Annotated in this window: 24 protein-coding genes; 20 read left to right on the forward strand and 4 right to left on the reverse strand. The window is 72.1% G+C overall.

Annotation, left to right across the window (positions count from 1 at the left end; all coding sequences use genetic code 11):
• Positions 1-5 precede the first annotated feature (5 nt).
• Complete coding sequence (locus tag ACQEWB_RS29020; protein WP_432836029.1) at positions 6-377, forward strand: holo-ACP synthase; 372 nt, start codon at positions 6-8, stop codon at positions 375-377.
• 16 nt (positions 378-393) lie between these two features.
• A complete protein-coding gene (locus ACQEWB_RS29025) occupies positions 394-2109 on the forward strand; it encodes an NAD(P)H-hydrate dehydratase (RefSeq protein WP_432836031.1) in 1716 nt (571 codons plus the stop codon).
• Positions 2110-2127: 18 nt separating this feature from the next.
• On the opposite strand, the gene ACQEWB_RS29030 is transcribed toward ACQEWB_RS29025, so the two are convergent.
• Positions 2128-2505 (reverse strand): VOC family protein, encoded by a 378-nt coding sequence (locus ACQEWB_RS29030; RefSeq protein WP_432836033.1) that lies wholly within the window; start codon positions 2503-2505, stop codon positions 2128-2130.
• A gap of 101 nt (positions 2506-2606) precedes the next feature.
• On the opposite strand from ACQEWB_RS29030, the gene ACQEWB_RS29035 reads away from it, so the two are divergent.
• The 5 genes from ACQEWB_RS29035 (at position 2607) to ACQEWB_RS29055 (ending at position 6970) form a co-directional block, all read left to right on the forward strand.
• Entirely contained in the window at positions 2607-3512 is a 906-nt protein-coding gene (locus ACQEWB_RS29035) for a L,D-transpeptidase family protein (protein ID WP_432836035.1), read from the forward strand.
• A gap of 44 nt (positions 3513-3556) precedes the next feature.
• Positions 3557-4726, forward strand: coding sequence for an alanine racemase (gene alr / locus ACQEWB_RS29040; RefSeq protein WP_432836037.1), 1170 nt, complete (start codon positions 3557-3559; stop codon positions 4724-4726).
• 166 nt (positions 4727-4892) lie between these two features.
• Positions 4893-6134: an alpha/beta fold hydrolase gene (locus ACQEWB_RS29045; RefSeq protein WP_432836039.1), complete on the forward strand. Its 1242-nt coding sequence runs from the start codon at positions 4893-4895 to the stop codon at positions 6132-6134.
• Positions 6100-6648, forward strand: a complete 549-nt coding sequence (gene tsaE / locus ACQEWB_RS29050; protein ID WP_432836041.1) for a tRNA (adenosine(37)-N6)-threonylcarbamoyltransferase complex ATPase subunit type 1 TsaE — start codon at positions 6100-6102, stop codon at positions 6646-6648. Before ACQEWB_RS29045 ends, tsaE begins: the two co-directional genes overlap by 35 nt.
• A gap of 151 nt (positions 6649-6799) precedes the next feature.
• On the forward strand, positions 6800-6970 hold the full coding sequence (locus tag ACQEWB_RS29055) for a hypothetical protein (RefSeq protein ID WP_432836043.1): 171 nt from the start codon (positions 6800-6802) through the stop codon (positions 6968-6970).
• Here the strand turns inward: ACQEWB_RS29055 and ACQEWB_RS29060 are convergent.
• Entirely contained in the window at positions 6967-7518 is a 552-nt protein-coding gene (locus ACQEWB_RS29060; RefSeq protein WP_432836045.1) for a hypothetical protein, read from the reverse strand. The two genes, ACQEWB_RS29055 and ACQEWB_RS29060, sit on opposite strands and share 4 nt — an antisense overlap.
• 114 nt (positions 7519-7632) lie before the next feature.
• On the opposite strand from ACQEWB_RS29060, the gene tsaB reads away from it, so the two are divergent.
• The 7 genes from tsaB to ACQEWB_RS29095 all read left to right on the forward strand — a co-directional run bounded on the left by tsaB (position 7633) and on the right by ACQEWB_RS29095 (position 11871).
• A complete protein-coding gene (tsaB, locus tag ACQEWB_RS29065; RefSeq protein ID WP_432836047.1) occupies positions 7633-8289 on the forward strand; it encodes a tRNA (adenosine(37)-N6)-threonylcarbamoyltransferase complex dimerization subunit type 1 TsaB in 657 nt (218 codons plus the stop codon).
• Positions 8290-8318: 29 nt separating this feature from the next.
• Entirely contained in the window at positions 8319-8819 is a 501-nt protein-coding gene (gene rimI, locus ACQEWB_RS29070; protein ID WP_432844057.1) for a ribosomal protein S18-alanine N-acetyltransferase, read from the forward strand.
• Complete coding sequence (gene tsaD, locus ACQEWB_RS29075; protein WP_432836049.1) at positions 8812-9897, forward strand: tRNA (adenosine(37)-N6)-threonylcarbamoyltransferase complex transferase subunit TsaD; 1086 nt, start codon at positions 8812-8814, stop codon at positions 9895-9897. The genes rimI and tsaD overlap by 8 nt, the downstream gene beginning before the upstream one ends.
• Positions 9894-10151 carry a hypothetical protein gene (locus ACQEWB_RS29080; RefSeq protein WP_432836051.1) on the forward strand — a complete coding sequence of 86 codons (258 nt, stop codon included), beginning with the start codon at positions 9894-9896 and terminating at the stop codon, positions 10149-10151. The genes tsaD and ACQEWB_RS29080 overlap by 4 nt, the downstream gene beginning before the upstream one ends.
• Positions 10152-10339: 188 nt before the next feature.
• Positions 10340-11098: a hypothetical protein gene (locus ACQEWB_RS29085; protein WP_432836053.1), complete on the forward strand. Its 759-nt coding sequence runs from the start codon at positions 10340-10342 to the stop codon at positions 11096-11098.
• 17 nt (positions 11099-11115) lie between these two features.
• On the forward strand, positions 11116-11400 hold the full coding sequence (locus tag ACQEWB_RS29090; protein WP_432836055.1) for a hypothetical protein: 285 nt from the start codon (positions 11116-11118) through the stop codon (positions 11398-11400).
• A gap of 15 nt (positions 11401-11415) precedes the next feature.
• Positions 11416-11871, forward strand: coding sequence for a hypothetical protein (locus ACQEWB_RS29095; RefSeq protein WP_432836057.1), 456 nt, complete (start codon positions 11416-11418; stop codon positions 11869-11871).
• A 10-nt stretch (positions 11872-11881) separates the two neighbouring features.
• On the opposite strand, the gene ACQEWB_RS29100 is transcribed toward ACQEWB_RS29095, so the two are convergent.
• Positions 11882-12370 carry a hypothetical protein gene (locus ACQEWB_RS29100; protein WP_432836059.1) on the reverse strand — a complete coding sequence of 163 codons (489 nt, stop codon included), beginning with the start codon at positions 12368-12370 and terminating at the stop codon, positions 11882-11884.
• A gap of 40 nt (positions 12371-12410) precedes the next feature.
• Positions 12411-14714, reverse strand: a complete 2304-nt coding sequence (locus ACQEWB_RS29105) for a glycoside hydrolase family 3 N-terminal domain-containing protein (RefSeq protein ID WP_432836061.1) — start codon at positions 14712-14714, stop codon at positions 12411-12413.
• 143 nt (positions 14715-14857) lie between these two features.
• Between ACQEWB_RS29105 and ACQEWB_RS29110 the strand changes: the two genes are divergently transcribed.
• From ACQEWB_RS29110 to ACQEWB_RS29135, 6 genes are all read left to right on the forward strand, one after another.
• Positions 14858-15922 (forward strand): LacI family DNA-binding transcriptional regulator, encoded by a 1065-nt coding sequence (locus tag ACQEWB_RS29110; RefSeq protein ID WP_432836063.1) that lies wholly within the window; start codon positions 14858-14860, stop codon positions 15920-15922.
• Between the two features lie 88 nt (positions 15923-16010).
• Entirely contained in the window at positions 16011-17345 is a 1335-nt protein-coding gene (locus tag ACQEWB_RS29115; protein WP_432836065.1) for an endo-1,4-beta-xylanase, read from the forward strand.
• Between the two features lie 94 nt (positions 17346-17439).
• Positions 17440-18501, forward strand: coding sequence for an LCP family protein (locus ACQEWB_RS29120; RefSeq protein ID WP_432836067.1), 1062 nt, complete (start codon positions 17440-17442; stop codon positions 18499-18501).
• A gap of 77 nt (positions 18502-18578) precedes the next feature.
• The gene (locus ACQEWB_RS29125) at positions 18579-19886 is read left to right on the forward strand and encodes an FG-GAP-like repeat-containing protein (protein ID WP_432836069.1); all 1308 of its coding nucleotides are present in this window, start codon (positions 18579-18581) and stop codon (positions 19884-19886) included.
• A gap of 170 nt (positions 19887-20056) precedes the next feature.
• Positions 20057-20413 (forward strand): YciI family protein, encoded by a 357-nt coding sequence (locus tag ACQEWB_RS29130; protein ID WP_432836071.1) that lies wholly within the window; start codon positions 20057-20059, stop codon positions 20411-20413.
• A gap of 161 nt (positions 20414-20574) precedes the next feature.
• The gene (locus ACQEWB_RS29135) at positions 20575-21810 is read left to right on the forward strand and encodes an RNA polymerase sigma factor (RefSeq protein WP_432844059.1); all 1236 of its coding nucleotides are present in this window, start codon (positions 20575-20577) and stop codon (positions 21808-21810) included.
• The last annotated feature ends 39 nt before the right edge of the window (positions 21811-21849 follow it).

The raw sequence follows: 21849 nt of genomic DNA on the forward strand, positions 1-21849 counted from the left end.
CCCGGATGAGCATCATCGGCGTCGGTATCGACGTGGCCGAGATCGGGCGGTTCGAGGCGTCGCTGAAGCGGACGCCGGGGATGGCGGAACGGCTTTTCGTCGAGCGGGAGTTGCTGCTGGCGAGCGGGGAGCGGCGCGGGATCGCCTCGCTCGCCGCGCGGTTCGCCGCCAAGGAGGCCCTGGCCAAGGCGCTCGGGGCGCCGGCCGGGCTGCAGTGGACCGATGCCGAGGTGTACGTCGAGGACAGTGGGCAGCCCCGGTTGCGGGTCAAGGGGACCGTGGCCGCGCGGGCCGCCGAGCTCGGTGTGCGGGCGTGGCACGTGTCGCTCAGCCATGACGCCGGGGTGGCCTCGGCGGTGGTGATCGCCGAAGGCTGAGGGCAGACTCGGTCGCATGCGTACTGCCTACGGCGTTGAGACGGTAAGGGCCGCCGAGCGCGAGCTCATGGCACGGCTTCCGGACGGGGCGTTGATGCAGCGGGCCGCCGCCGGGCTGGCCGCCGCCTGCGCGGATCTGCTCGGACGGGTCTACGGCAGCCGGGTCGTGCTGCTGGTCGGGAGCGGCGACAACGGAGGCGACGCCCTGTACGCCGGCGCCCGCCTCGCCCGACGCGGCGCCGGAGTCACCGCGCTGCTCCTGGCACCCGAGCGAGTGCACGCCGCGGGCCTGGCGGCGTTGCGCCGGGCCGGAGGCCGGGTCCTGGACGCCACGGCCGGCCCCCACGCGGGTGCAGGCACCGGCGCCGACGCCGCGACCGACCCCGCCCACGACCCCGCCCCACCCAACAACCACGCCCCTGCGCACGCCCCCGTCCCGTCCGGCGGCAGCACCCCGTCCGGCGCCGCGACCGACCCCGCCCCGCGCAGCGACCCGATCCCTTCCGACCCCGCCCGACCCAGCGCCCGTACCCCCTCCAACGGCTCCCCAGCCGGCGCCGGCCGCACCCCCTCCGCCCCCACCCCCACCCTCGCCTCCTCCACCGGCATCACCCCCGCCGAAGAGGCCGTCTTCCGTGCCGACCTCATCCTCGACGGCATCGTGGGAATCGGCGGCAAGGGTGGACTCCGGCCCCGTGCAGCCGAGTTGGCTGCCGTCGTCGCCGAGTCCCGCGTGCCCGTCGTCGCCGTCGATCTGCCCAGTGGCGTCGACGCCGACTCCGGGGAGGTGCACGGCGTCGCCGTCCGCGCCGACCTCACCGTCACCTTCGGGACTCATAAGCCGGGGCTGCTCATCGACCCCGCGCGGGAGTACGCCGGGTCGGTGCGGTTCGTCGACATCGGGCTGGGCGTCGTACTGCCCGAAGAGCCCGAGGTGGAGGCGCTCCAGCATGTGGACGTGGCTGCGCTGCTGCCCTCGCCCGGTGCCGAGAGTGACAAGTACCGGCGGGGCGTCGTCGGGATCGCGGCCGGGTCCGCCCGGTATCCGGGGGCCGCTGTGCTCGCCGTCGCCGGGGCGCTCAGGGGCGGCGCGGGGGCCGTTCGGTATGTCGGGCCCGCCGGGAACGCCGTCGTCGAGCGGTTTCCCGAGACGCTCGTGTCGGATCAGGGGCCCGCGAAGGCCGGACGCGTGCAGGCCTGGGTCGTCGGGCCGGGGGCCGGGGACGACGCCGGGACCGTCGCCGAGGTGCTGGACGCCGACGTGCCCGTGCTGATCGACGCGGACGGGCTGCGGCTCGCGGAGCGGGATGCGGTACGACGTCGTAGCGCGCCGACCTTGATGACTCCGCACGCCGGCGAGGCCGCCGCGTTGCTGGGGGTGTCGAGGGAGCGGGTCGAAGCGGCCCGGCTGGCCTCCGCGCGCGAACTCGCCTCCCGGTACCGGGCGACCGTCCTGCTCAAGGGCTCGACCACGCTCGTCGTCGACCCGGCCGGCGGCGCCGTGCGCGTCAACGCGACCGGCACGCCCTGGCTCGCCACCGCGGGCAGCGGGGACGTGCTGTCGGGGCTCACCGGGTCCCTGCTCGCGGCCGGGCTGTCGGCCCTGGACGCGGGCAGCGTGGGCGCGTACCTGCACGGGCTCGCCGGAAGGTTCGCCGCGGACGGCGCTCCGGCCGGCGCGCACGACGTCGCGCAGGCGATTCCGGAGGCGTGGCGGAGCGTAGGGGACTGAACCAACCGCCTCGCTCGCCTACTGCACCTGCTGCGTCACGCAGAGAATGTTCCCTTCGCTGTCCTTGAACCAGGCCGCCCGCATCCCGGGGTCCTCCGCGACGCCGTTCACCGTCTTCAGGCCGGGCTGGTCGTAGTCCTCGAAGGTGACCCCGCGGCCGCGCAGGTCCGTCATCTCCGCGTCGAGGTCGCCCACCAGCCAGGTGGCCAGGGTGTGGGCGGCCCGGCCGCCGCTCGGGGTCGAGTAGAGCGAGAACTGGCTGTCGCCGGACTCGAAGACCGCGAAGTCGCTGCCGTCGAGGATGAGCTTGAGGCCGAGTGTGTCGCCGTAGAAGCGCTTGGCCCTGCCCAGGTCACTGGCGGGGATCACGGCGTTCAGGGGTGTGTCTGCCAACATGTCCGCCACCTCCTGACTCCAGCCTAGGCTCGCTCCTCAATAAGGGTGACCCGGCCGCGCGCCGCCCCGGCCGCCCCTTGCCGGCACGTTTCTCTGATCGCATGATCAGCAGACGTATTGCCTGTCGCGGGGCCGCGGTCGTGCTCGCCGTCGTCACCGCTCTGCCCGTGGGTACGGAAGCCCTTGCCGCGCCGGTCGCCCCCGTACCGCCCGTTCCCGCGCCCGGTCCGGAGGCCGAGCTGGTCCCCGGTGTCGCGCCCGGACCGGCCCAGCCCTGGCAGATCGACACGCCCGACCAGGTGCTCGCGCCGAAGGTGTACGCGCCCAGCGCCGAGGAGGACGCCGTCGAGCCGCGGGACGCGGCGGCGGGGACGTACGACCTCGTCGAGTACGTGCCGCTCGGGGACGCCGTCGGGAAGGTGGCGTGCAGCAAACGGACCGGGCCCTATCAGCGGGGCGTCGAGCGGTGGCTGAAGCGGAGGGTGGACGGGAAGCAGTCGGCGGCCGACTGCCGGGCCATTCGGAAGTTCCAGCTGAAGCACAGGATCAAGCCCGCCATCGGCTTCGCCGGGCCGGTCACCTGGGCGACCATGCAGCTCATCGGGGCCAGGAAGAACCCCAATGCCGCGAAGAAGTGTCCGGTACGGCGGTATCGGGTCGCGTGTGTCGATCTCAGCCGGCAGCTGACCTGGGTGCAGCAGGGGAAGAAGGTCGTCTTCGGGCCCGTGCCGATGCGCAGCGGGCGGGCCGGGCACCGGACCCGGCTCGGGTGGCACAAGATCTACTGGCGGCACAAGAACCACTGGTCGACCCTCTACAACTCACCTATGCCGTATGCCCAGTTCTTCGACGGCGGCGAGGCCTTTCACGCCGTCTACGGGAGCATCTACACGACCGTCGGGTCGTGGGGGTGCGTCAACCTGCGGCTGGGGGACGCGAAGAAGCTGTGGAGCGTGCTGAGGAAGGGCGACCGGGTGTACGTGTGGGGACGGCGTCCGGGGGCGTAGGCGTCCGAGGGAGTGTCCGACCCCTCTGAGACACTGGGGGCGCCATGACTGAGACAGCTGCTGCCCCTACCGCGCCCCTGCGGGCCCGTGCCGAGATCGATCTGGCCGCCCTGCGGGCCAATGTGCGCGCTCTGCGTGCCCTCGCGCCGGGTGCGCAGCTCATGGCTGTCGTGAAGTCCGACGCGTACGGGCACGGGGCTGTGGCCTGTGCGCGGGCCGCCGTGGAGGCGGGGGCCGGCTGGCTCGGCACCGCCACGCCCGAGGAGGCGCTCGCGTTGCGGGCCGCGGGGCTGCGCGGGCGGCTCATGTGCTGGCTCTGGACGCCGGGCGGGCCCTGGCGGGAGGCCGTCGAGGCCGATATCGACGTGTCCGTGAGCGGGATGTGGGCGCTGGCGGAGGTCACCGCGGCGGCCCGGGCGGCGGGTCGCGTCGCGCGCGTGCAGCTCAAGGGCGACACCGGGCTCGGGCGGAACGGCTGTCAGCCGGGGGAGGACTGGGCCGAACTCGTCGGCGCGGCGGTCCGGGCCGAGCGGGCGGGACTTCTGCGCATCACCGGGCTCTGGTCGCACTTCGCCTGCGCCGACGAACCCGGACACCCCTCCGTCGACGCCCAGCTCGCCCTCTTCCGGGAGATGCTGGCGTACGCCGAGCAGCAGGGCGTCCGCCCGGAGGTGCGGCACATCGCCAACTCGCCCGCCACGCTCACCCGGCCCGACACCCACTTCGACCTCGTACGCACCGGGATCGCGTTGTACGGGATCTCACCCAGCCCGGAGGTCGGCACCCCGGCCGACTTCGGACTGCGGCCGGTGATGACGCTCGCGGCGAACATCGCGCTGGTGAAGCACGTTCCGGGGGGCCACGGCGTCAGTTACGGGCACAAGTACGTCACCCCCGGCGAGACGACCCTCGGCCTGGTGCCGGTCGGATACGCCGACGGCATCCCGCGGCACGCCTCCGGCACCGGGCCCGTCCTGGTCGGCGGCAAGTGGCGGACGGTCGCGGGGCGGGTCGCGATGGACCAGTTCGTGGTCGACCTCGGGGGGGACGAGCCGGCGGCCGGCACGGAGGCGGTGCTGTTCGGGCCCGGCGACCGGGGCGAGCCCACCGCCGAGGACTGGGCGCAGGCCGCGGGCACCATCGCCTATGAGATCGTCACGCGCATCGGAACGCGCGTTCCCCGCGTCTACGTGAACGAGGAACAAAGCGGGTAAGCGGCACAAGGGGCCGTCGACACCGACGCGGTACAGCACCGGCGACACGAGCAACACGCGTGACGACGAGCAGCAGCACGAGCAACACGTGTGACAACAGGCAACATCTGCAACACCTGCATCACCCGACCCAGTGAACGAGAGTCCGGCGAAGAAGGAGCGGTACGTGAGCGAGAGCAGTGCGGAGGCCGTCGCAGCCGTCGCCTCCGCCACGGGGGCGGCCGGGAACTGGCGCAGGGCGACCGGCATCGCGGGCGCCGCGATAGGCGTGGTGGCGGCCGGGGCCGCGGCCGGCGTCGCCATAGAGCGGCTCACCGTCGGCCGCGGCATGCGGAAGAAGGCGCGGCTGGCGCTCGACTCGACGGGACCGTACGGCTCGCTGCGCGGGATGCCCGGCAAGGCGTACGCCGACGACGGCACGGAGCTGTACTACGAGGTCGACGACGTCGACCCGGCCGCCGTACCGCCGCTCAGCACCCGCCGACGGCGGCTGTTCGGACGTAAGGCGCCCGCCCCCGTCACCGTCGTCTTCAGCCACGGCTACTGCCTCAGCCAGGACTCCTGGCACTTCCAGCGCGCGGCGCTGCGCGGGGTCGTGCGGACCGTGCACTGGGACCAGCGCAGTCACGGGCGGTCCGGGCGGGGCGTGCGGCAGGTGCAGGACGGGGTGCCGGTCGACATCGACCAGCTGGGGCGCGACCTGAAGGCGGTCCTCGACGCGGCCGTGCCGGACGGGCCGATCGTGCTCGTCGGGCACTCCATGGGCGGCATGACCGTGATGGCACTGGCCGACCAGTACCCCGAGCTGATCCGGGACCGGGTCGTCGCCGTGGCCCTGATCGGTACGTCGTCCGGGAAGCTCGGCGAGGTCAACTTCGGGCTGCCGGTGGCGGGTGTGAACGCGGTACGGCGGGTGCTGCCGGGCGTGTTGAAGGCGCTGGGGCAGCAGGCCGCGCTGGTGGAGAAGGGGCGGCGGGCCACCGCCGACCTGTTCGCCGGGATCATCAAGCGGTACTCCTTCGCCTCCCGGGACGTCGATCCGGCCGTCGCCCGGTTCGCCGAGCGGATGATCGAGGGGACGCCGATCGACGTGGTCGCCGAGTTCTACCCGGCGTTCACCGACCACGACAAGACCGAGGCGCTCGCGCACTTCGCGGACCTGCCGGTGCTGGTGCTGGCCGGGATCGGGGACCTCGTCACGCCCAGCGAGCACAGCGAGGCCATCGCCGACCTGCTGCCGGACGCCGAGCTGGTGCTGGTTCCGGACGCCGGGCACCTGGTGATGCTGGAACACCCGGAAGTGGTCACCGACCGGCTCGCCGACCTCCTCACCCGTGCGGGTGCCGTGCCGGCAGGGGCTACCGTGGGTGGCTATGGAAGCACCAGCAGCACCGCACAGCCCGGCTGAGACCGAGGCCTCCGTGTCCTCCGGGGAGACGCCTTCCGTGGACGTCACCGTCACGTCTCCCGAGCAGATGCGTGACCTGGGCCGCCGACTGGTCAAGCTGCTGCGCGCCGGTGACCTCGTGATGCTCGACGGGGAGCTCGGCGCGGGCAAGACGACGCTGACCCGCGGGCTCGGCGAGGGGCTCGGCGTGCGCGGGGCGGTGACCTCGCCGACGTTCGTGATCGCCCGGGTGCATCCCTCGCTGGGCGACGGTCCGCCGCTGGTCCACGTCGACGCGTACCGGCTGGGCGGCGGACTGGACGAGATGGAGGACCTCGACCTGGACGTGTCGCTGTCCGACTCGGTGATCGTCGTGGAGTGGGGCGAGGGCAAGGTCGAGGAGCTCACCGACGACCGGCTGCACATCGTCATCCACCGGGCCGTCGGGGATACGACGGACGAGGTACGGCACGTGACGGTGACGGGGCTCGGCGGGCGCTGGGCCGCGGTGGACCTGACCGTGCTGTCCGCCTGACCGTCCGTGATCGTACGGACAATTCCGCGAACGTTTCCGACAAGACGTCGGCAAGATATTGCATTCGGTGTCTTGCGCGTGGTCACATGGTACCCAGCTCGTAGTTAGGTCTACCTAACTACGCCCGCCCCCGGGTCCTCAGGAGGCGTCCATGCCGGCCACCGAGAGCAACGAGCAGAAGCCGTACGCCGTCGTCGCCGGCGTGTCCATGCGCGATCTGCTGGCGTCGTGCGCCGCGGCCGAGGCGATCTCGACACCGCCCCGGGTCCCCGACCCCGAGGTGGCACGGCGGTCGGTACAGCAGCGCCGGGAAGCCGCCTAGCGGATCACGACCACGTTCGCGCCGATCGTCGCGAACGCCCACATCGCGTCGCCGTCCTCGCGGGACTCGCGGATGCCGCCCGTGCGGACGCCCGGGTCGGGGGCCGACTTGGCCTCCTTCACCGCCGCGCTGAAGCCGACCGCCACACCGTCCACGTCGGCGAAGCGGACCACGTGCTCGATGGGGGTGCCGTCGGTGCCCGTGATCGTGTTCGAGCGGGAGGTGACCGGGTAGGCGCCCGGCACCGGGTCGACGCTGCCGGGGGTGACCGCGAAGGTGCGGGTGGCCCTGTTGCGGGCGTCGACCAGCCAGACGCGGTCGTCGTCCAGCGAGTACACGACCCGCTCACCGGTGCCGGAGTTCCCCGGCAGCGCGGTGGGGTTCTTCTTGTCGCGGGGCGCCTTGGCGGCGGCCGAGGGAGACGCGCTCGCGTGCGGCCTGCCCAGGTCCGCCGGGACGCTCGCGGAGGCCTGGTAACCGAGGAGCCCGACCGTCGCGACGGCCGCCGCGGTGAGCCCGAACACGAACCCGGAGCTGCCGTTCGCCACCGTCGCCCACCTGACCCATCGCCTCGTACCCCGTGCTTCCCGGCGACCGTAGCAGCACGGACGGGTCCTACCGGGGCGGCAATGCCGCGGCCGGAAGCGCCGTAGGCTGTTTGCGTGCTCTTGCTCGCTCTGGATACCGCCACCCCAGCCGTCACCGTCGCCCTGCACGACGGCACGGACGTCATCGCCTCGTCGAGTCAGGTGGACGCCCGCCGGCACGGGGAGCTGCTGCTGCCGGCCGTCGACCGGGTGCTCGCCGAGGCCGGACTGAAGCTCGACGCCGTGACCGGCGTCGTCGTAGGGATCGGGCCCGGTCCGTACACGGGCCTGCGCGTCGGGCTGATGACCGCCGACACCTTCGGGCTCGCGCTCGGCGTGCCCGTGCACGGCGTCTGCACGCTCGACGGCCTCGCCTACGCGGCCGACATCGAGAAGGGCCCCTTCGTCGTGGCGACCGACGCCCGGCGCAAGGAGGTCTACTGGGCCCGGTACGCGGACTCCCGGACGCGGCTGACCGACCCGGCCGTCGACCGGCCGGCCGACATCGCCGACCAGGTGGCGGGGCTGCCGGCCGTCGGCGCGGGCGCGCTGATCTACCCCGACACCTTCCCGGACGCCCACGAGCCCGAGCACGTGTCGGCCGCGGCCCTCGCGAGCCTGGCCGCCGAGCGGCTGGCCGCGGGCGAGGAGCTGCCGGCGCCCCGGCCGCTGTATTTGCGCCGGCCGGACGCCCAGGTCCCCAGGAACTACAAGGTGGTCACCCCCAAGTGACCACATCCGTGAACGCTAGTCTGCGCGAGATGCGCTGGTGGGACATCGATCCCGTGCTGGAGCTGGAGAAGGACCTGTTCCCCGAGGACACCTGGTCCCGGGGCATGTTCTGGTCCGAGCTGGCCCACGCACGTGGAGCCGAGGCCACGCGCCGCTACCTCGTCGCCGAGGAGGAGGACGGTCGGATCGTCGGCTACGGCGGCCTCGCCGCCTTGGGGGACCTTGCCGACATCCAGACCATCGCCGTGGCCCGCGACCACTGGGGCACCGGCCTCGGCGGCCTGCTGCTGACCGAACTGCTGCGGGCCGCCACCGCCTTCGAGTGCGCCGAAGTGATGCTGGAGTGCCGGATCGACAACATCCGCGCCCAGAAGCTCTACGAGCGCTTCGGCTTCGAGGGCATCGGTTTCAGACGCGGCTACTACCAGCCGGGCAACGTGGACGCCCTGGTGATGCGCCTGACCACAGAATCCGACAGCGGCTCCGCCGCGGGCTCAACCTCCGCACAAGAAACCGAGATCCATGGCTGACGAACCGCTCGTCCTCGGCATCGAGACCTCCTGCGACGAGACCGGCGTCGGCATCGTGCGCGGCACCACCCTGCTGGCCGACGCCATCGCCTCCAGCGTCGACGAGCACGCCCGCTTCGGCGGTGTCGTGCCCGAGGTGGCCTCCCGCGCCCACCTGGAGGCGATGGTCCCGACCATCGAGCGCGCGCTGAAGGAGGCGGGGGTGAGCGCGCGGGACCTGGACGGCATCGCGGTCACCGCCGGTCCCGGACTCGCGGGCGCGCTCCTGGTCGGCGTGTCCGCGGCGAAGGCGTACGCCTACGCGCTCGGCAAGCCCCTCTACGGCGTCAACCACCTCGCCTCCCACATCTGCGTGGACCAGTTGGAGCACGGCGCCCTGCCCGAGCCGACGATGGCGCTGCTGGTCTCCGGCGGCCACTCGTCGCTGCTGCTGTCGACCGACATCACCTCGGACGTACGGCCCCTGGGCGCGACCATCGACGACGCGGCCGGCGAGGCCTTCGACAAGATCGCGCGCGTGCTGAACCTGGGCTTCCCCGGCGGCCCGGTCATCGACCGGTACGCGAAGGAGGGCGACCCCACGGCGATCGCCTTCCCGCGTGGCCTCACCGGCCCGCGCGACCCGGCGTACGACTTCTCCTTCTCGGGGCTGAAGACGTCCGTGGCCCGTTGGATCGAGGCCAAGCGGGCGGCGGGGGAGGAGGTGCCGGTGCGTGACGTGTCGGCCTCCTTCCAGGAGGCGGTCGTCGACGTGCTGACCCGGAAGGCCGTGCGGGCCTGCAAGGACGAGGGCGTCGACCACCTGATGATCGGCGGCGGGGTCGCCGCCAACTCGCGGCTGCGCGCGCTGGCGCAGGAGCGCTGCGAGGCGGCCGGCATCCGACTCCGGGTGCCGCGGCCCAAGTTGTGCACGGACAACGGCGCGATGGTGGCCGCCCTCGGCGCCGAGATGGTCGCCCGCGGCCGGGCCGCCTCCGGCTGGGACCTCTCGGCGGACTCCTCGCTGCCGGTGACCGACCCGCACGTCCCCGGCCACGACCACGTCCACGAGGTCGGCGAGGAGAACCTCTACTCGTGACCGTCGCCCTGATGTGGGAGGCGCGGGCCGTCCAGGGGCGGGGAGCGGAACTGCTCGACTGGGCGCGGGCGCAGCGGCTCCCGGGCGGGCCCCTGCGCCGGGAGACCTTCCGGGGGCCCGAGGACCGGGTGCTGGTCATCACCTGGTGGGATGCGGATTACGACGCCGAGCTGCCCGAACTTCCGGAGCCCGACGGCGGGTTGGTCACCCGTGCGGTGCACCGGTGGCGGTTCGAGTCGGTCGCGTCCGACTGAGCCTGTTACATATCTCACTTGTGTAAAGACGGGCGGCTTCTCCCACCTGCCACCCGTCCGGACCAATACATTCCTCATTCTCGGTATGCGCCTTCTGGCCGGTTCTGTCGTATGACGGTTCGAATGTTCCGACGGCCGACGCATGCCAACTGGGGGAAAGGGCTGGGGGGCCAATGCAGGTGGGAGAGATGGCGGTCGAGGCTGTCCGGATTCTGACGCATTCCATGACGTCGGCGGCCGCGGGCGCGGGGGAAGTGGTGCAGGGGGTGGCGACCCGACTCCTGTCGGATCTGGTCGCGGAACGGCTGCGCAGCAGGGGGAACGAACGGGAGTGGGAGAGCTTCACCCGCGACCCGGGCAACAGCTCCCTCGTCGAGTACCTGTTGAGACAGGCGGCGGAGGAGGACGGCGACTTCCGGATCGCGCTCGCGGGGGCGGTGCGCAGTGCGAAGGCCGAGCGGCCGGCCGGGGCCAGCGTGAAGTCGATCGGCATCGGCCGGGACGGCGACGCGCAGATCGGCGACCGGCGGGACACCTACGGCGACCACAACCGGGTGGCGCACGGGGGCGGTTCGATCTACGAGGGTGACGTCACCCAGCACCGGGACGGCGACACCTACGAGGGGGACGTCAACCAGGAGAACCCGCTCGGGCGGTACGTGCTGATCGCCGTGGTCGTCGTGGCGCTGCTCCTCCTCGTGTTCAAGGGCATCCCGGCCATCATCGGCGGCGGCGGGGGCGACGGTCTGTCCGCGTCCTCGACCTGCAAGGAGTTCCTGAACGCGGACCAGGGGACCGAGTCGCAGGCACTCGTCGACATCGCCACGTCCAAGGGGCTCGGCGGCTTCGGCAGCCCGCTCGCGCTGCCGGCCATCCGCTACGAGTGCAGCTACCACCCGAGCGAGTCGCTGGGCGCCGTGATCGAGCAGTACAAGGGTCAGTTCTGATGCAGGGGGGATCAACAATGCACTGGGGTGTCTACGAAGTCTTCTCCGTGATCTCGGGGATCGTGCTTCTGGTGTGCGGGCTCATGCTGCCCAACGTCAAGGTGAAGGACAGGGCCGGGGCGGTGATCGGCGGCGCGTTCCTGCTGGTCTACGGCGTCTATGTGGCCAAGCAGACCACGGGCACGTACTCCTTCCCGGTCGCGATCTTCATCATCCCGGCGGGAGCGGTGATCTACCTGGTGGCCGCGGCCTTCGGCGTGACGGGGTCCACGGCCGGCGGCGGCCGGGACGACGGCGAGTAGGGGAGGGGCACTGCCATGACCGATGTCGTGTACGGCCCCACCGACGCCCGTCCGGGCCAGCCGACGTGTCTGCGCCGGGACTGCCGTCAGTTCACCAAGCTGGAGCTCGGCGGCCGTTGCCGCGGCTGCGGACACCGCACGTCGATCCGGCCCCGGCCCGACCTGTACGAGTCGCTGGGCTATCAGTCCCGGCCGGCCGCGGTGCCGCCGATGCCGTCCGGCCCGCCGCCGGTGCCGGCCGCGCCGCCCCGGCCGGCCGCCGCTCCGCTGGGCGCGCGGGAGACCGCGTCGCGTGCCGTGTTCGGGGGCTTCTGGTGTCTGATCGCGGTGGCGGGTGTCGTCGCCGCGATGAAGGGGCTGACGGGCGGTGACTTCGGTGGGTTCCTGCTGAGCGCGCTGGTCGCCACGGGGAGTGGGTTCTACGCCCGCTACATCTTCCGGGGCGGTCGGTTCCGGATTCTGTTCTGGTAGGAGGGGGCTGTCAGTTGGCGGTGGGGGCCGGCCCGGCCGGTGAGTACGAGAGCCGCCACGGCTCCTCGGGGGCAGGGGCCGCCAGCCACAGGCGGCGGCCGTTCATCCGCTCCCAGCCGGCCCCCACCACCGCCTTGCCGAGCCAGTCCAGACCCATCGCCAGGCAGACCGCGACGATTCCGGCGTCCCTGATGACGAACACACACAGGGCCGGCAGCAGCAGAAGGCCGAACATACGAGGGGCGAGGGCGGTACGGCGTGACCGCGCGTCGGGGTCCGGCAGCGCCGCCGCGGCCTCGAACTCCCGCAACTGGCCGACCCACTTGAGCCGGCTCGCCCGCACCAGCGCCGACAGCACGAGGAAGCCGAGCGCGAAGGTGACCAGCAGCGGGAGGGCTCCGGCCCGCACCGGCGCGCCCATGCCCACGGCGACCGCCGACGCCCAGCCGCCGGCGACGCCGACCAGCATCAACGCGGCGGCCCACAACTCGTGACGCACATACCGGACCATCGTCCCCGCCCCCTGTCCGAGGCCGGGGTCAGTCCGCCCCCGAGACCTCCGTCTCGCACACCAGCCGCCGGTCGGTACCGGGCATTCGCACCGGCCCGGTGAGAGTCAGCCGGGTCGTGTGCCGTACCTCGGCGCTGGATGTTCCCAACCGTAGTTCCAGAGCGCCCGGTTCGACCACGCGCGACTGTGAGCGATCCGTGAAGGCGGACAGGTCCGCGTGGAAGCGGAAGGTCACCCGGGCCGCCTCGCCGGGCGCCAACTCCAGTCGCTGGTAACCGATCAGGCGTACGTCCGGACGCGTCACGCTCGCCACCGGGTCGTGCAGATACAGCTGCACGACCTCCGCGCCCGCCCGGTCCCCGGTGTTGCGGACCGTGACCGGGACGTCGTACGAGCCGTCCGTGCCGAGCTCCGCCCCCGTGGCGTCCGACTCCCACGTGAACGTCGTGTACGAGCGCCCGTGCCCGAAGGCGTACAGCGGCGTCGGGTCCAGGTTGCTGACCTCGCCCGCCAGGCCCAGGGGCGGTTGGAGGTACGTCCATGGCTGGCCGCCCGGCACCCGCGGGACGCTCACCGGCAGCCGCCCCGACGGGTTGACGCGGCCCGACAGGACGCCCGCGACCGCCGGGCCGCCCTCCTCGCCCGGGAAGAACGCCTGCACCACGGCGGCCAGTCGACCGTCCCAGCGGCCCAGCGCGTACGGCCGCCCGGTGAGCAGGACCAGGACCACCGGCACCCCGGTTGCGATCAGCGCGTCCAGCAAGTCGCCCTGCACACCCGGGAGATGAAGGTCCGTCACATCGCAGCCCTCGCCCGAGGTGCCCCGCCCGAACAGGCCCGCCCGGTCGCCCAGGACCGCCAGGCACACATCGGCCTCGGCCGCCCGCGCCACCGCCTCCTCGAAGCCGGCCGGGTCGGGGTCGTCGACCCCGCAGCCCTCCGCGAACGTGACCTTCGCGTCCGGGAGTTCGGCGCGCAGGGCTTCGAGCACCGTCGGGATCTCGATGCCCATCGGGACCTCGGGGTGGTGCGTGAGGACGTGGGAGGGGAAGGAGTAGCAGCCCAGCATGGCGAGGGCGTCGGCGGCGCGCGGGCCGACCACCGCGACCCGGGTGTCGGGGGCCAGCGGGAGCAGGCCGTCCGGGTTGTCCAGGAGGACCACCGACTCCTCGGCGAGACGGCGGGCCAGGGCGCGGTTCGCCGCCGAGTCGAGGTCGATCGGGCCGGTGGGCTCCGGCGTCCAGTCCTCGTCCAGGAGGCCCAGTTCGCACTTCTGGAGCAGGACCCGGCGGGCCGCCCGGTCGATCAGGGATTCGGGCACCCCGCCCGCCCGTACCGCCTCGACGAGCGGGGTGCCGTAGCACTTCAGGGTGGGGAGTTCGACGTCCAGGCCGGCCGCGAGCGCCGCATGGGCCGCCTCGGCCTCCGTGCCGGCCACCCGGTGCTGGCTCTGCAGGAAGCCGATGCCGAAGTAGTCGGAGACCACCGTGCCGGTGAAGCCCCACTCCTCGCGCAGGAGTCGGGTCAGCAGGCCCGGGTCCGCCGAGGCCGGGACGCCGTCCGTGTCCGTGTACGCCGCCATCACCGAGCGGGCCCCGGCCTCGCGCAGCGCCATCTCGAACGGCGGCAGCACGATGTCGGCGAACTCCCGGACGCCGGCCCGCACGGGCGCCTGGTTGCGGGCGCCCGCCGAGGAGGCGTATCCCGCGAAGTGCTTGAGCGTGGCGACGATCCCGGCCGACTCCAGGCCCCGCACATAGGCGGTGGCGACCGTGCCGACTAGGTACGGGTCCTCGCCGATGGTCTCCTCGACCCGGCCCCAGCGCGGATCGCGTACGACGTCCAGGACGGGGGCGAGCCCCTGGTGCACGCCGACCGAGCGGAGGTCGCGGCCGATGGCGCGGGCCATCTCCTCGACCAGCCCCGGGTCGAAGCTCGCGCCCCAGGCGAGCGGCACCGGGTAGGCGGTGGCCCGCCAGGTGGTGAAGCCGGCCAGGCACTCCTCGTGGGCGAGCGCGGGGATGCCGTGCCGGCCCGCCGCGGCGATACGGCGCTGGGCGCGGGCCAGTGCCTGCGCGCCCAGCGCCGGGTCGACGGGGGCCGTGCCGAAGGGGCGGGTGAGCTGGCCGAGGCCCTGGCCGATCAGCTCGTCCCAGTCGTAGTCGGAGGACATCTCGCGTTGCAGCGGCGCGACCCCGTCACCGTCGGTGTCGGCGCCCACCCACACGCCGTACAACTGGGCGGTCTTCTCCTCCAAGGTCATCCGGGAGAGGAGGTCGTCGACGCGGGAGTCGGCGGGCAGGGCGGGGTCACGCCAAGGGGCGGTGGTCATGAAACTCCTGCTCTTGTCGAGTGGGGTGCGGCCCTCTCACGAATGCTGACTGCGAATGTTTCGTTGTTAGTATCGAATGTTCCGGGAACCTAGGACGGTCGCAAGGGTTCGTCAAGAGGTCGCGCAGGGATACGATCGCCGCCATGACGCCCCCCGAGCCCGTTGAAACACGGACGACAACCCCGGCGACAGGCCGGTCGACGCAGACCGCGACGCTCGCCGAGATCGCCCGTGAGGCCGGCGTGTCCGCGCCGACTGTTTCGAAGGTCCTCAACGGCCGCGCCGACGTGGCCCCGGCCACCCGCAGCCGGGTCGAGGAACTGCTGCGTGCGCACGGCTACCGGCGCAGACGGGCCGAGGCCAGCCGCTCGCCGCTCATCGACCTGGTCTTCCACGAGCTGGAGAGCGCGTGGGCGATGGAGGTCATCCGGGGCGTGGAGAACGTGGCCCGGGACACGGGCCTGAGTGTGGTGCTCAGCGAGAGCGCGGGGCGACTGACGCCCGGCCGGACCTGGGCGGACCAGGTCGCCGCCCGCCGCCCGCACGGTGTGATCCTGGTCCTGTCCGGCCTCGACGAGTCCCAGCGCGCGCTGCTGACCAGCCGCTCCATCCCGTTCGTGGTGATGGACCCGGCCGGCGACCCGGGCGTGGACGTGCCCTCGATCGGCGCGACCAACTGGCAGGGCGGCCTCGCCGCCACCCGGCACCTGGTGGAACTCGGCCACACCCGGATCGGCGCCATCACGGGCCCGTCCCACATGATGTGCAGCCGCGCCCGCGTCGACGGCTACCGGGCCGCCCTCGAAACCGCCGGGCTCCCGGTCGACACCTCGCTCATCGCGACCGGCGACTTCCACCACGAGGCCGGTTACCGCCAGGGCCTGGAACTGCTCCGCCGCCCGGACCGGCCGACCGCCGTCTTCGCCCTCAACGACCTCCAGGCGCTGGGCCTCTACGAGGCCGCGCGCGAGCTGGGCCTTCGCATCCCGGAGGACCTGAGCGTGGTCGGCTTCGACGATCTGCCGGTGGCCCGCTGGGTGGGGCCGCCGCTGACGACCGTACGGCAGCCGCTGACCGAGATGGCCGAGGCGGCGGCGAAGCTGGTGCTCGACCTGGGGCGGGAGGACCAGGCGCCGGTGGCCACGAGGGTGGAGCTGGCGACGAGTCTGGTGGTGCGTTCGAGTACGGCGGCGCCTCCCGCCGTTTAGCGGGTCTGTATTGACGGTCGTTGCGGGACGCCCCACACTGCTCCGAAGCCAATCGGTTGTTCAGCCGAAACTTTCGGAGGTACCCGCAATGCGATCTCTGAGAACAGGCTTATCCCTGGCGGCACTTGTGGCCGCCGTCGCCGCGCTGTTCGCGGCGCCCGCGGCGCACGCCGGCGACACTCCTCTCCGTGACCTCGCCGCCGCCAAGGGCAAGGTCATCGGTACGGCGGTCACCGGGTCCAAGCTCACCGGGACCTACGGGGACATCGCCGGCGCCCAGTTCAACTCGCTCACCCCCGGCAACGCCATGAAGTGGGGCTCGGTCGAGCCGACCCAGGGCACCTTCAACTGGGCCGAGGCCGACCAGATCGTCGCCTTCGCGCAGGCCCACAACCAGCAGGTGCGCGGCCACACCCTGGTCTGGCACAGCCAGAACCCGAGCTGGCTGACGAACGGCACCTGGACGTCGGCTCAGCTCGGCAGCCTCCTCCAGAACCACATCAGCACCGAGGTCGGCCGCTACAAGGGCGAGATCGCCGCCTGGGACGTCGTCAACGAGCCCTTCAACGAGGACGGCACCTACCGCTCGACCCTCTGGTACAACGGCCTCGGCGCCGACTACATCGCCAACGCCCTGACCTGGGCACGGGCCGCCGACCCGGACGCCAAGCTGTACATCAACGACTACAACGTCGAGGGCGTCAACGCGAAGTCCACGGCCCTCTACAACCTGGTGAAGGACCTCAAGAGCCGAGGCGTCCCGATCGACGGCGTCGGCCTCCAGGCGCACCTCGTCCTCGGACAGGTCCCGTCGACGCTCCAGCAGAACATCCAGCGCTTCGCCGACCTCGGTGTCGACGTGGCGATCACCGAGCTGGACGTACGCATGGCGCTGCCGTCGGACAGCACCAAGCTCGCCCAGCAGGCCGCCGACTACAAGTCGGTGCTCGCCGCCTGCGTCGCGGTGACCCGGTGCGCGGGCGTCACCGTCTGGGGCTTCACCGACTCCGACTCCTGGGTGCCGAGCACCTTCCCGGGGTACGGGGCGGCGACGCCGTACGACGAGAACTACGCGCCGAAACCGGCGTACTACGCGATCGCCCAGGCGCTCGGCGGCACCCAGTCGACGGACGGCTGCTCGGCGACGTACAGCGTGACGAGTCAGTGGAACACCGGGTTCACCGGGCAGGTGACGATCGCCTGCTCGGGCACGTCCCTGTCGTCCTGGACGGCGAGCTGGAGCTTCGGGGCGGGGCAGCAGATCACGCAGGCGTGGAACGCGACGTGCACACAGAGCGGGTCGGCGGTCAGCTGCGCCAACGCCTCCTACAACGGCTCGGTGCCGAGCGGTGGTTCGGTGACCTTCGGCTTCAACGGGTCGTGGAGCGGCAGCAACCCCTTGCCGACGGTGACGCTGGGCTGATCCCAGGCTGAGAAGCGTGAGATTTTCCGAAGAAAACAGCCTCACGCGGTCTCCACTAACAATCTCCTAATAATTCAGACTTACGTTCCTGCCCGTGACAGGACTCGACGAAAGCGGCGACGCGGGCAGACCCAGGGGCCGGCGATCGACCGTACTGAAGATCGCCGGCCTTTCCCTGGCCGGCCTGCTGGTGCTGGCCGCGGGCGCGGCGGGCCTGGCGTACTGGCATCTCAACAGCAACATCAAGAGCGTCGACATCGACCAGGCGCTCGGCGACGACCGCCCGGCGAAGGGCGTGACGACGCCGTCGTCCTCCGCATCCGCATCCGCCTCCGCGTCGCCGCTGCCGACCGGTTCGCTGAACATCCTCGTGCTGGGCTCGGACTCGCGCAGTGGCAAGGCGAACAAGGCGCTGGGCGGGGGGAGCAGTTCCGGGGCGCGTTCCGACACGGCGATGGTGGTGCACATCGACGCGGGGCGTACGAAGGCCACGGTCGTCAGCATCCCGCGCGACACGCTCGTCACCCGGCCGTCCTGCCCGCTGAAGTCGGGCGGCTCGACCTCGGTGGCGTACAACGCGATGTTCAACAGCGCCTATTCGGTGGGCGGTCCGGTCTGCGCGGTGAAGACGGTCGAGTCGATCACGAACGTCCGCATGGACCACTACATCGAGATCGACTTCTCGGGCTTCGCGAAGCTGGTGAACGCGCTGGGCGGGGTCACCGTCACCACCGACGAGGACATCGACGACGACGACAGCCACCTGCACCTGAAGGCCGGCACGCACCACCTGACCGGCAAGCAGGCCCTCGCCCTCGCCCGCACCCGGCACGGCATAGGCGACGGCAGCGACCTGGGCCGCATAGGCCTCCAACAGAAGCTGGTGAAGGCCCTGTTGGAACAGATCGCCTCGACGAACCTCCTCACCGACCCGGCCAAGACCTACGAGGTCGCCCAGGCGGTCACCAGCAGCCTGACCACCGACACCGGCCTGGACTCGATCAGCGAACTGGTGAGCCTCGGCCGCAGCCTGAGCGGCCTCTCCTCGACCTCGGTGAAGACGGTGACGATGCCGGTGGTCACGGCCCCGTCGGACGCCAACCGGGTGGTGGCGAAGGAGCCGGCGGCGAGCGAGCTGTGGGAGTCGTTGAGGTGAGGGGCGGGGGCCGGTTACAACCCCGGTCGCCGGTGACGCGTCTTCCTCGACGTCACCGTTGACCAGGGGGTCCCCCGGTGTTTTCCCTTTCTCTGCCCGTCCGGGAGGACTTGGACGGGGACGGTTACGGCGATCTCGCGATCGGCGCGCCCGGAGCCACCGTCGCCGGGCACGCCAAGGCGGGTTACGTGACAGTGATGTACGGCGGACCGCACGGCCTGTCCGCGACCCGACGGACCGTCATCACCCGTTCCACGGACGGGATTCCGAGCAGTGCGGCGACCGGCGAGGGCTTCGGGACGCAGCTGTCCCGCGGTGACCTGGACGGCGACGGGTACGCGGACCTGGTCATCGGCAACCGGGCGGGTACGAGCGACGCCGTGATCGTCCGGGGCGGCCGGAAGGGGCTGTCCGGCTCCGGCGCGAGGTCCGTCCCCGCCACCAATCCCCAGACCGGCGACTTCGACGGCGACCACAAGCTCGACCTCGCCCTCTTCCGCACCCGCCCCTCCGCCGGGGACGACCCCAACGGCAGCACGGCCACCGTGTGGAACGGCCCCTTCACGCGCGCCGGCAAGCACGGAGCGGAGGCCTCCCTCGACGCCGACCACCTCAAGTACTACGACATCAAAGGCGGCGCCACGGGTGACGTGAACGGCGACGGCCTCGACGAACTGGCGCTCACCGTCTACTGCGGCGACGGCAGCTACTGCACACGCTTCTACACCGGCTCGGCATCGGGCCCGGCCCTCGCGCCCGACGACACCGTCCCGAACGGCAACGGCGGCATCGACTTCGGCGACCTCAACGGCGACGGATACGCCGACCTGCTCGTCGGCGGCACGGACTTCTCGCAGGTCACCGTGGTGTACGGCGCGGCCTCGGGGCTCCGCCCGCGCAGCACCTGGGCGAGGTTCTCCCCGGACACCCCGGGTGTCCCCGGCACCGCCTCCGACGTCGACCGCTTCGGCGCCGCCGTCTCGGCCGCCGACATCACCGGCGACGGCATCGACGACCTCGCGGTCGGAGTCCCGGGCACCGAGCTCGGTTACGACGACTCCGCGGGCGCGGTGGACATCCTGTACGGCACCAAAACGGGCCTCACCGGCGAGGGCGCCCAGTCCTTCACCCAGAACACCCCCGGCGTCCCGGGCACGGCCGAGCTGTCGGACACCTTCGGCTCGGCCGTCCAGCTCCTCGACATCAACGGCAACGGATACGCCGACCTGGCCGCCGCGGCGGTGGGCGAGGACGGCGGGAACGGGGCGGTGTGGGAGCTGCGGGGGCGGCCGACGGGGGTGGTGACGGACGCGGCGCTGCTGGTCGGGCCGAAGGCGATCGGGGCGCCTTGTGCGGAGGCGGGGTTCGGGGGCGAAGTGCGGTAGGGGAGAAGCCGGGACAGCGTCGACTGATCCGACCTGCGGAAACGTCCGCCCGGAAAATTCCTCGAAGAAAAACCGGTGAGTCTGTCGATCCGGGCCGGTCCTGATCGACGCAAGGGTGAAAGGCCGGAAACCCCCGGCCCGCCGAACCAGAACCTCACCGAGGAGTCCCCATGCCCCGCTACCTCTCCCTCGTCCGGATCGACGAGAACACCATGCCCGCCGAAGGCCCCAGCCCCGAGCTGATGCAGCGGATGGGCGAGCTGATCGAGGAGGTCACCAAGGCCGGTGTCATGCTCGACACCGCCGGGCTCACCCCGACCGCCCAGGGCACCCGTGTGACCTGGCAGGGCGGTGAGATCTCCGTGACCGACGGGCCCTTCACCGAGTCCAAGGAGGTCATCGGCGGCTACGCGATCATGCAGTGCAAGGACCGCGCCGAGGCCCTGGAGTGGGCCACCCGTTTCCTGAAGGTCCACGAGGACTACTGGACCGTGACCTGTGAGGTGCGGGAGATCGCGGAAGGCTGACACCTCCTTGGCCTGAGGCCGCCCGGGGTGTCGAATGGAGGGTTGTGACCCCGCAGCCCTCCATCGACCCCGGCGCCCATGCCGACCCCGGTGCCCATGCCGACCCCGGCGCCCACGCCGACGACCCCGGCGCCCATGCCGACGGCGCCGCGACCGCCCCCATCCACGCCATCGAGACCGTCTTCCGCATAGAGTCCCCCCGCATCATCGCCGCCGTCACCCGCCTGGTCCGTGACATCGGCATCGCCGAGGAGCTCGCCCAGGACGCCCTCGTCGCAGCCCTGGAGCAGTGGCCCCGCGACGGTGTCCCCGACAACCCGGGCGCCTGGCTCATGGCCACCGCCCGCCGCCGCGCCGTCGACCTGATCCGGCGCCGGGAGAACTACGCCCGCAAGCTCCAGGAGATCGGCCGGGACCTGGAGACCACGGCCCCGCCCGAGGAGCCCGCCGACCCCGAGGACATCGACGACGACCTGCTCCGTCTCGTCTTCACGGCCTGCCACCCCGTGCTGTCCGCGGAGGCCCGCATCGCCCTCACCCTGCGGCTGCTGGGCGGTCTGACCACGGTCGAGATCGCGCGGGCGTTCCTCGTCCCCGAGCCCACCGTCGCCCAGCGCATCGTCCGCGCCAAACGCACCCTGGCCACGAAGAACATCGCCTTCGAGGTGCCGTACGGGCCGGAGCGCGAGGCCCGGCTGGGGTCCGTTCTCGACGTCATCTACCTGATTTTCAACGAGGGTTACGCCGCCACCGCCGGCGACGACTGGCTGCGCCCGGCGCTCTGCGAGGACGCCCTGCGCCTGGCCCGCGTCCTCGGCTCCCTCATGCCTAAGGAGCCGGAAGTCCACGCGCTCACCTCCCTCCTCGAATTCCAGGCCTCCCGCACCGCCGCCCGCACCGGCCCGAACGGCGAGCCCGTCCTGCTCAAGGACCAGAACCGCCGCCGCTGGAACCGCATGCTCATCGCCCGCGGCATCCAGGCCCTGCACCGAGCCGACGCCACGGCCACCGGCGCCCCGGGCCCGTACGCCCTCCAGGCCGCCATCGCCGCCTGCCACGCGCACGCGTACACCTACGAGGAGACCGACTGGCAGAGCATCGCCACCCTGTACGGCCTGCTCGCCGCCCGCGCGCCCTCACCCGTCGTCGAACTCAACCGCGCCGTCGCCGTGTCGATGGCGGACGGCCCGGAGGGGGCGCTCGCGATCGTCGACGCCATCGCCGCCGAGCCCGCCCTGCGCGACTACCACCTGTTGCCCAGCGTTCGAGGGGACCTGCTGGCCCGGCTGGGGCGGAGTGCCGAGGCCCGGGAGGAGTTCGTACGGGCGGCGGGGCTGGCGCGCAACGAGCGGGAGCGGGAACTGCTGCTGGCGCGGGCCGAGGAGTGCGGTTCTTGACCCGATCCCGGTCTTAACCTGATCTCGGGCATCTGTTCA

Source organism: Streptomyces sp. CA-249302 (genome assembly GCF_050936785.1).
Lineage (GTDB): Bacteria > Actinomycetota > Actinomycetes > Streptomycetales > Streptomycetaceae > Streptomyces.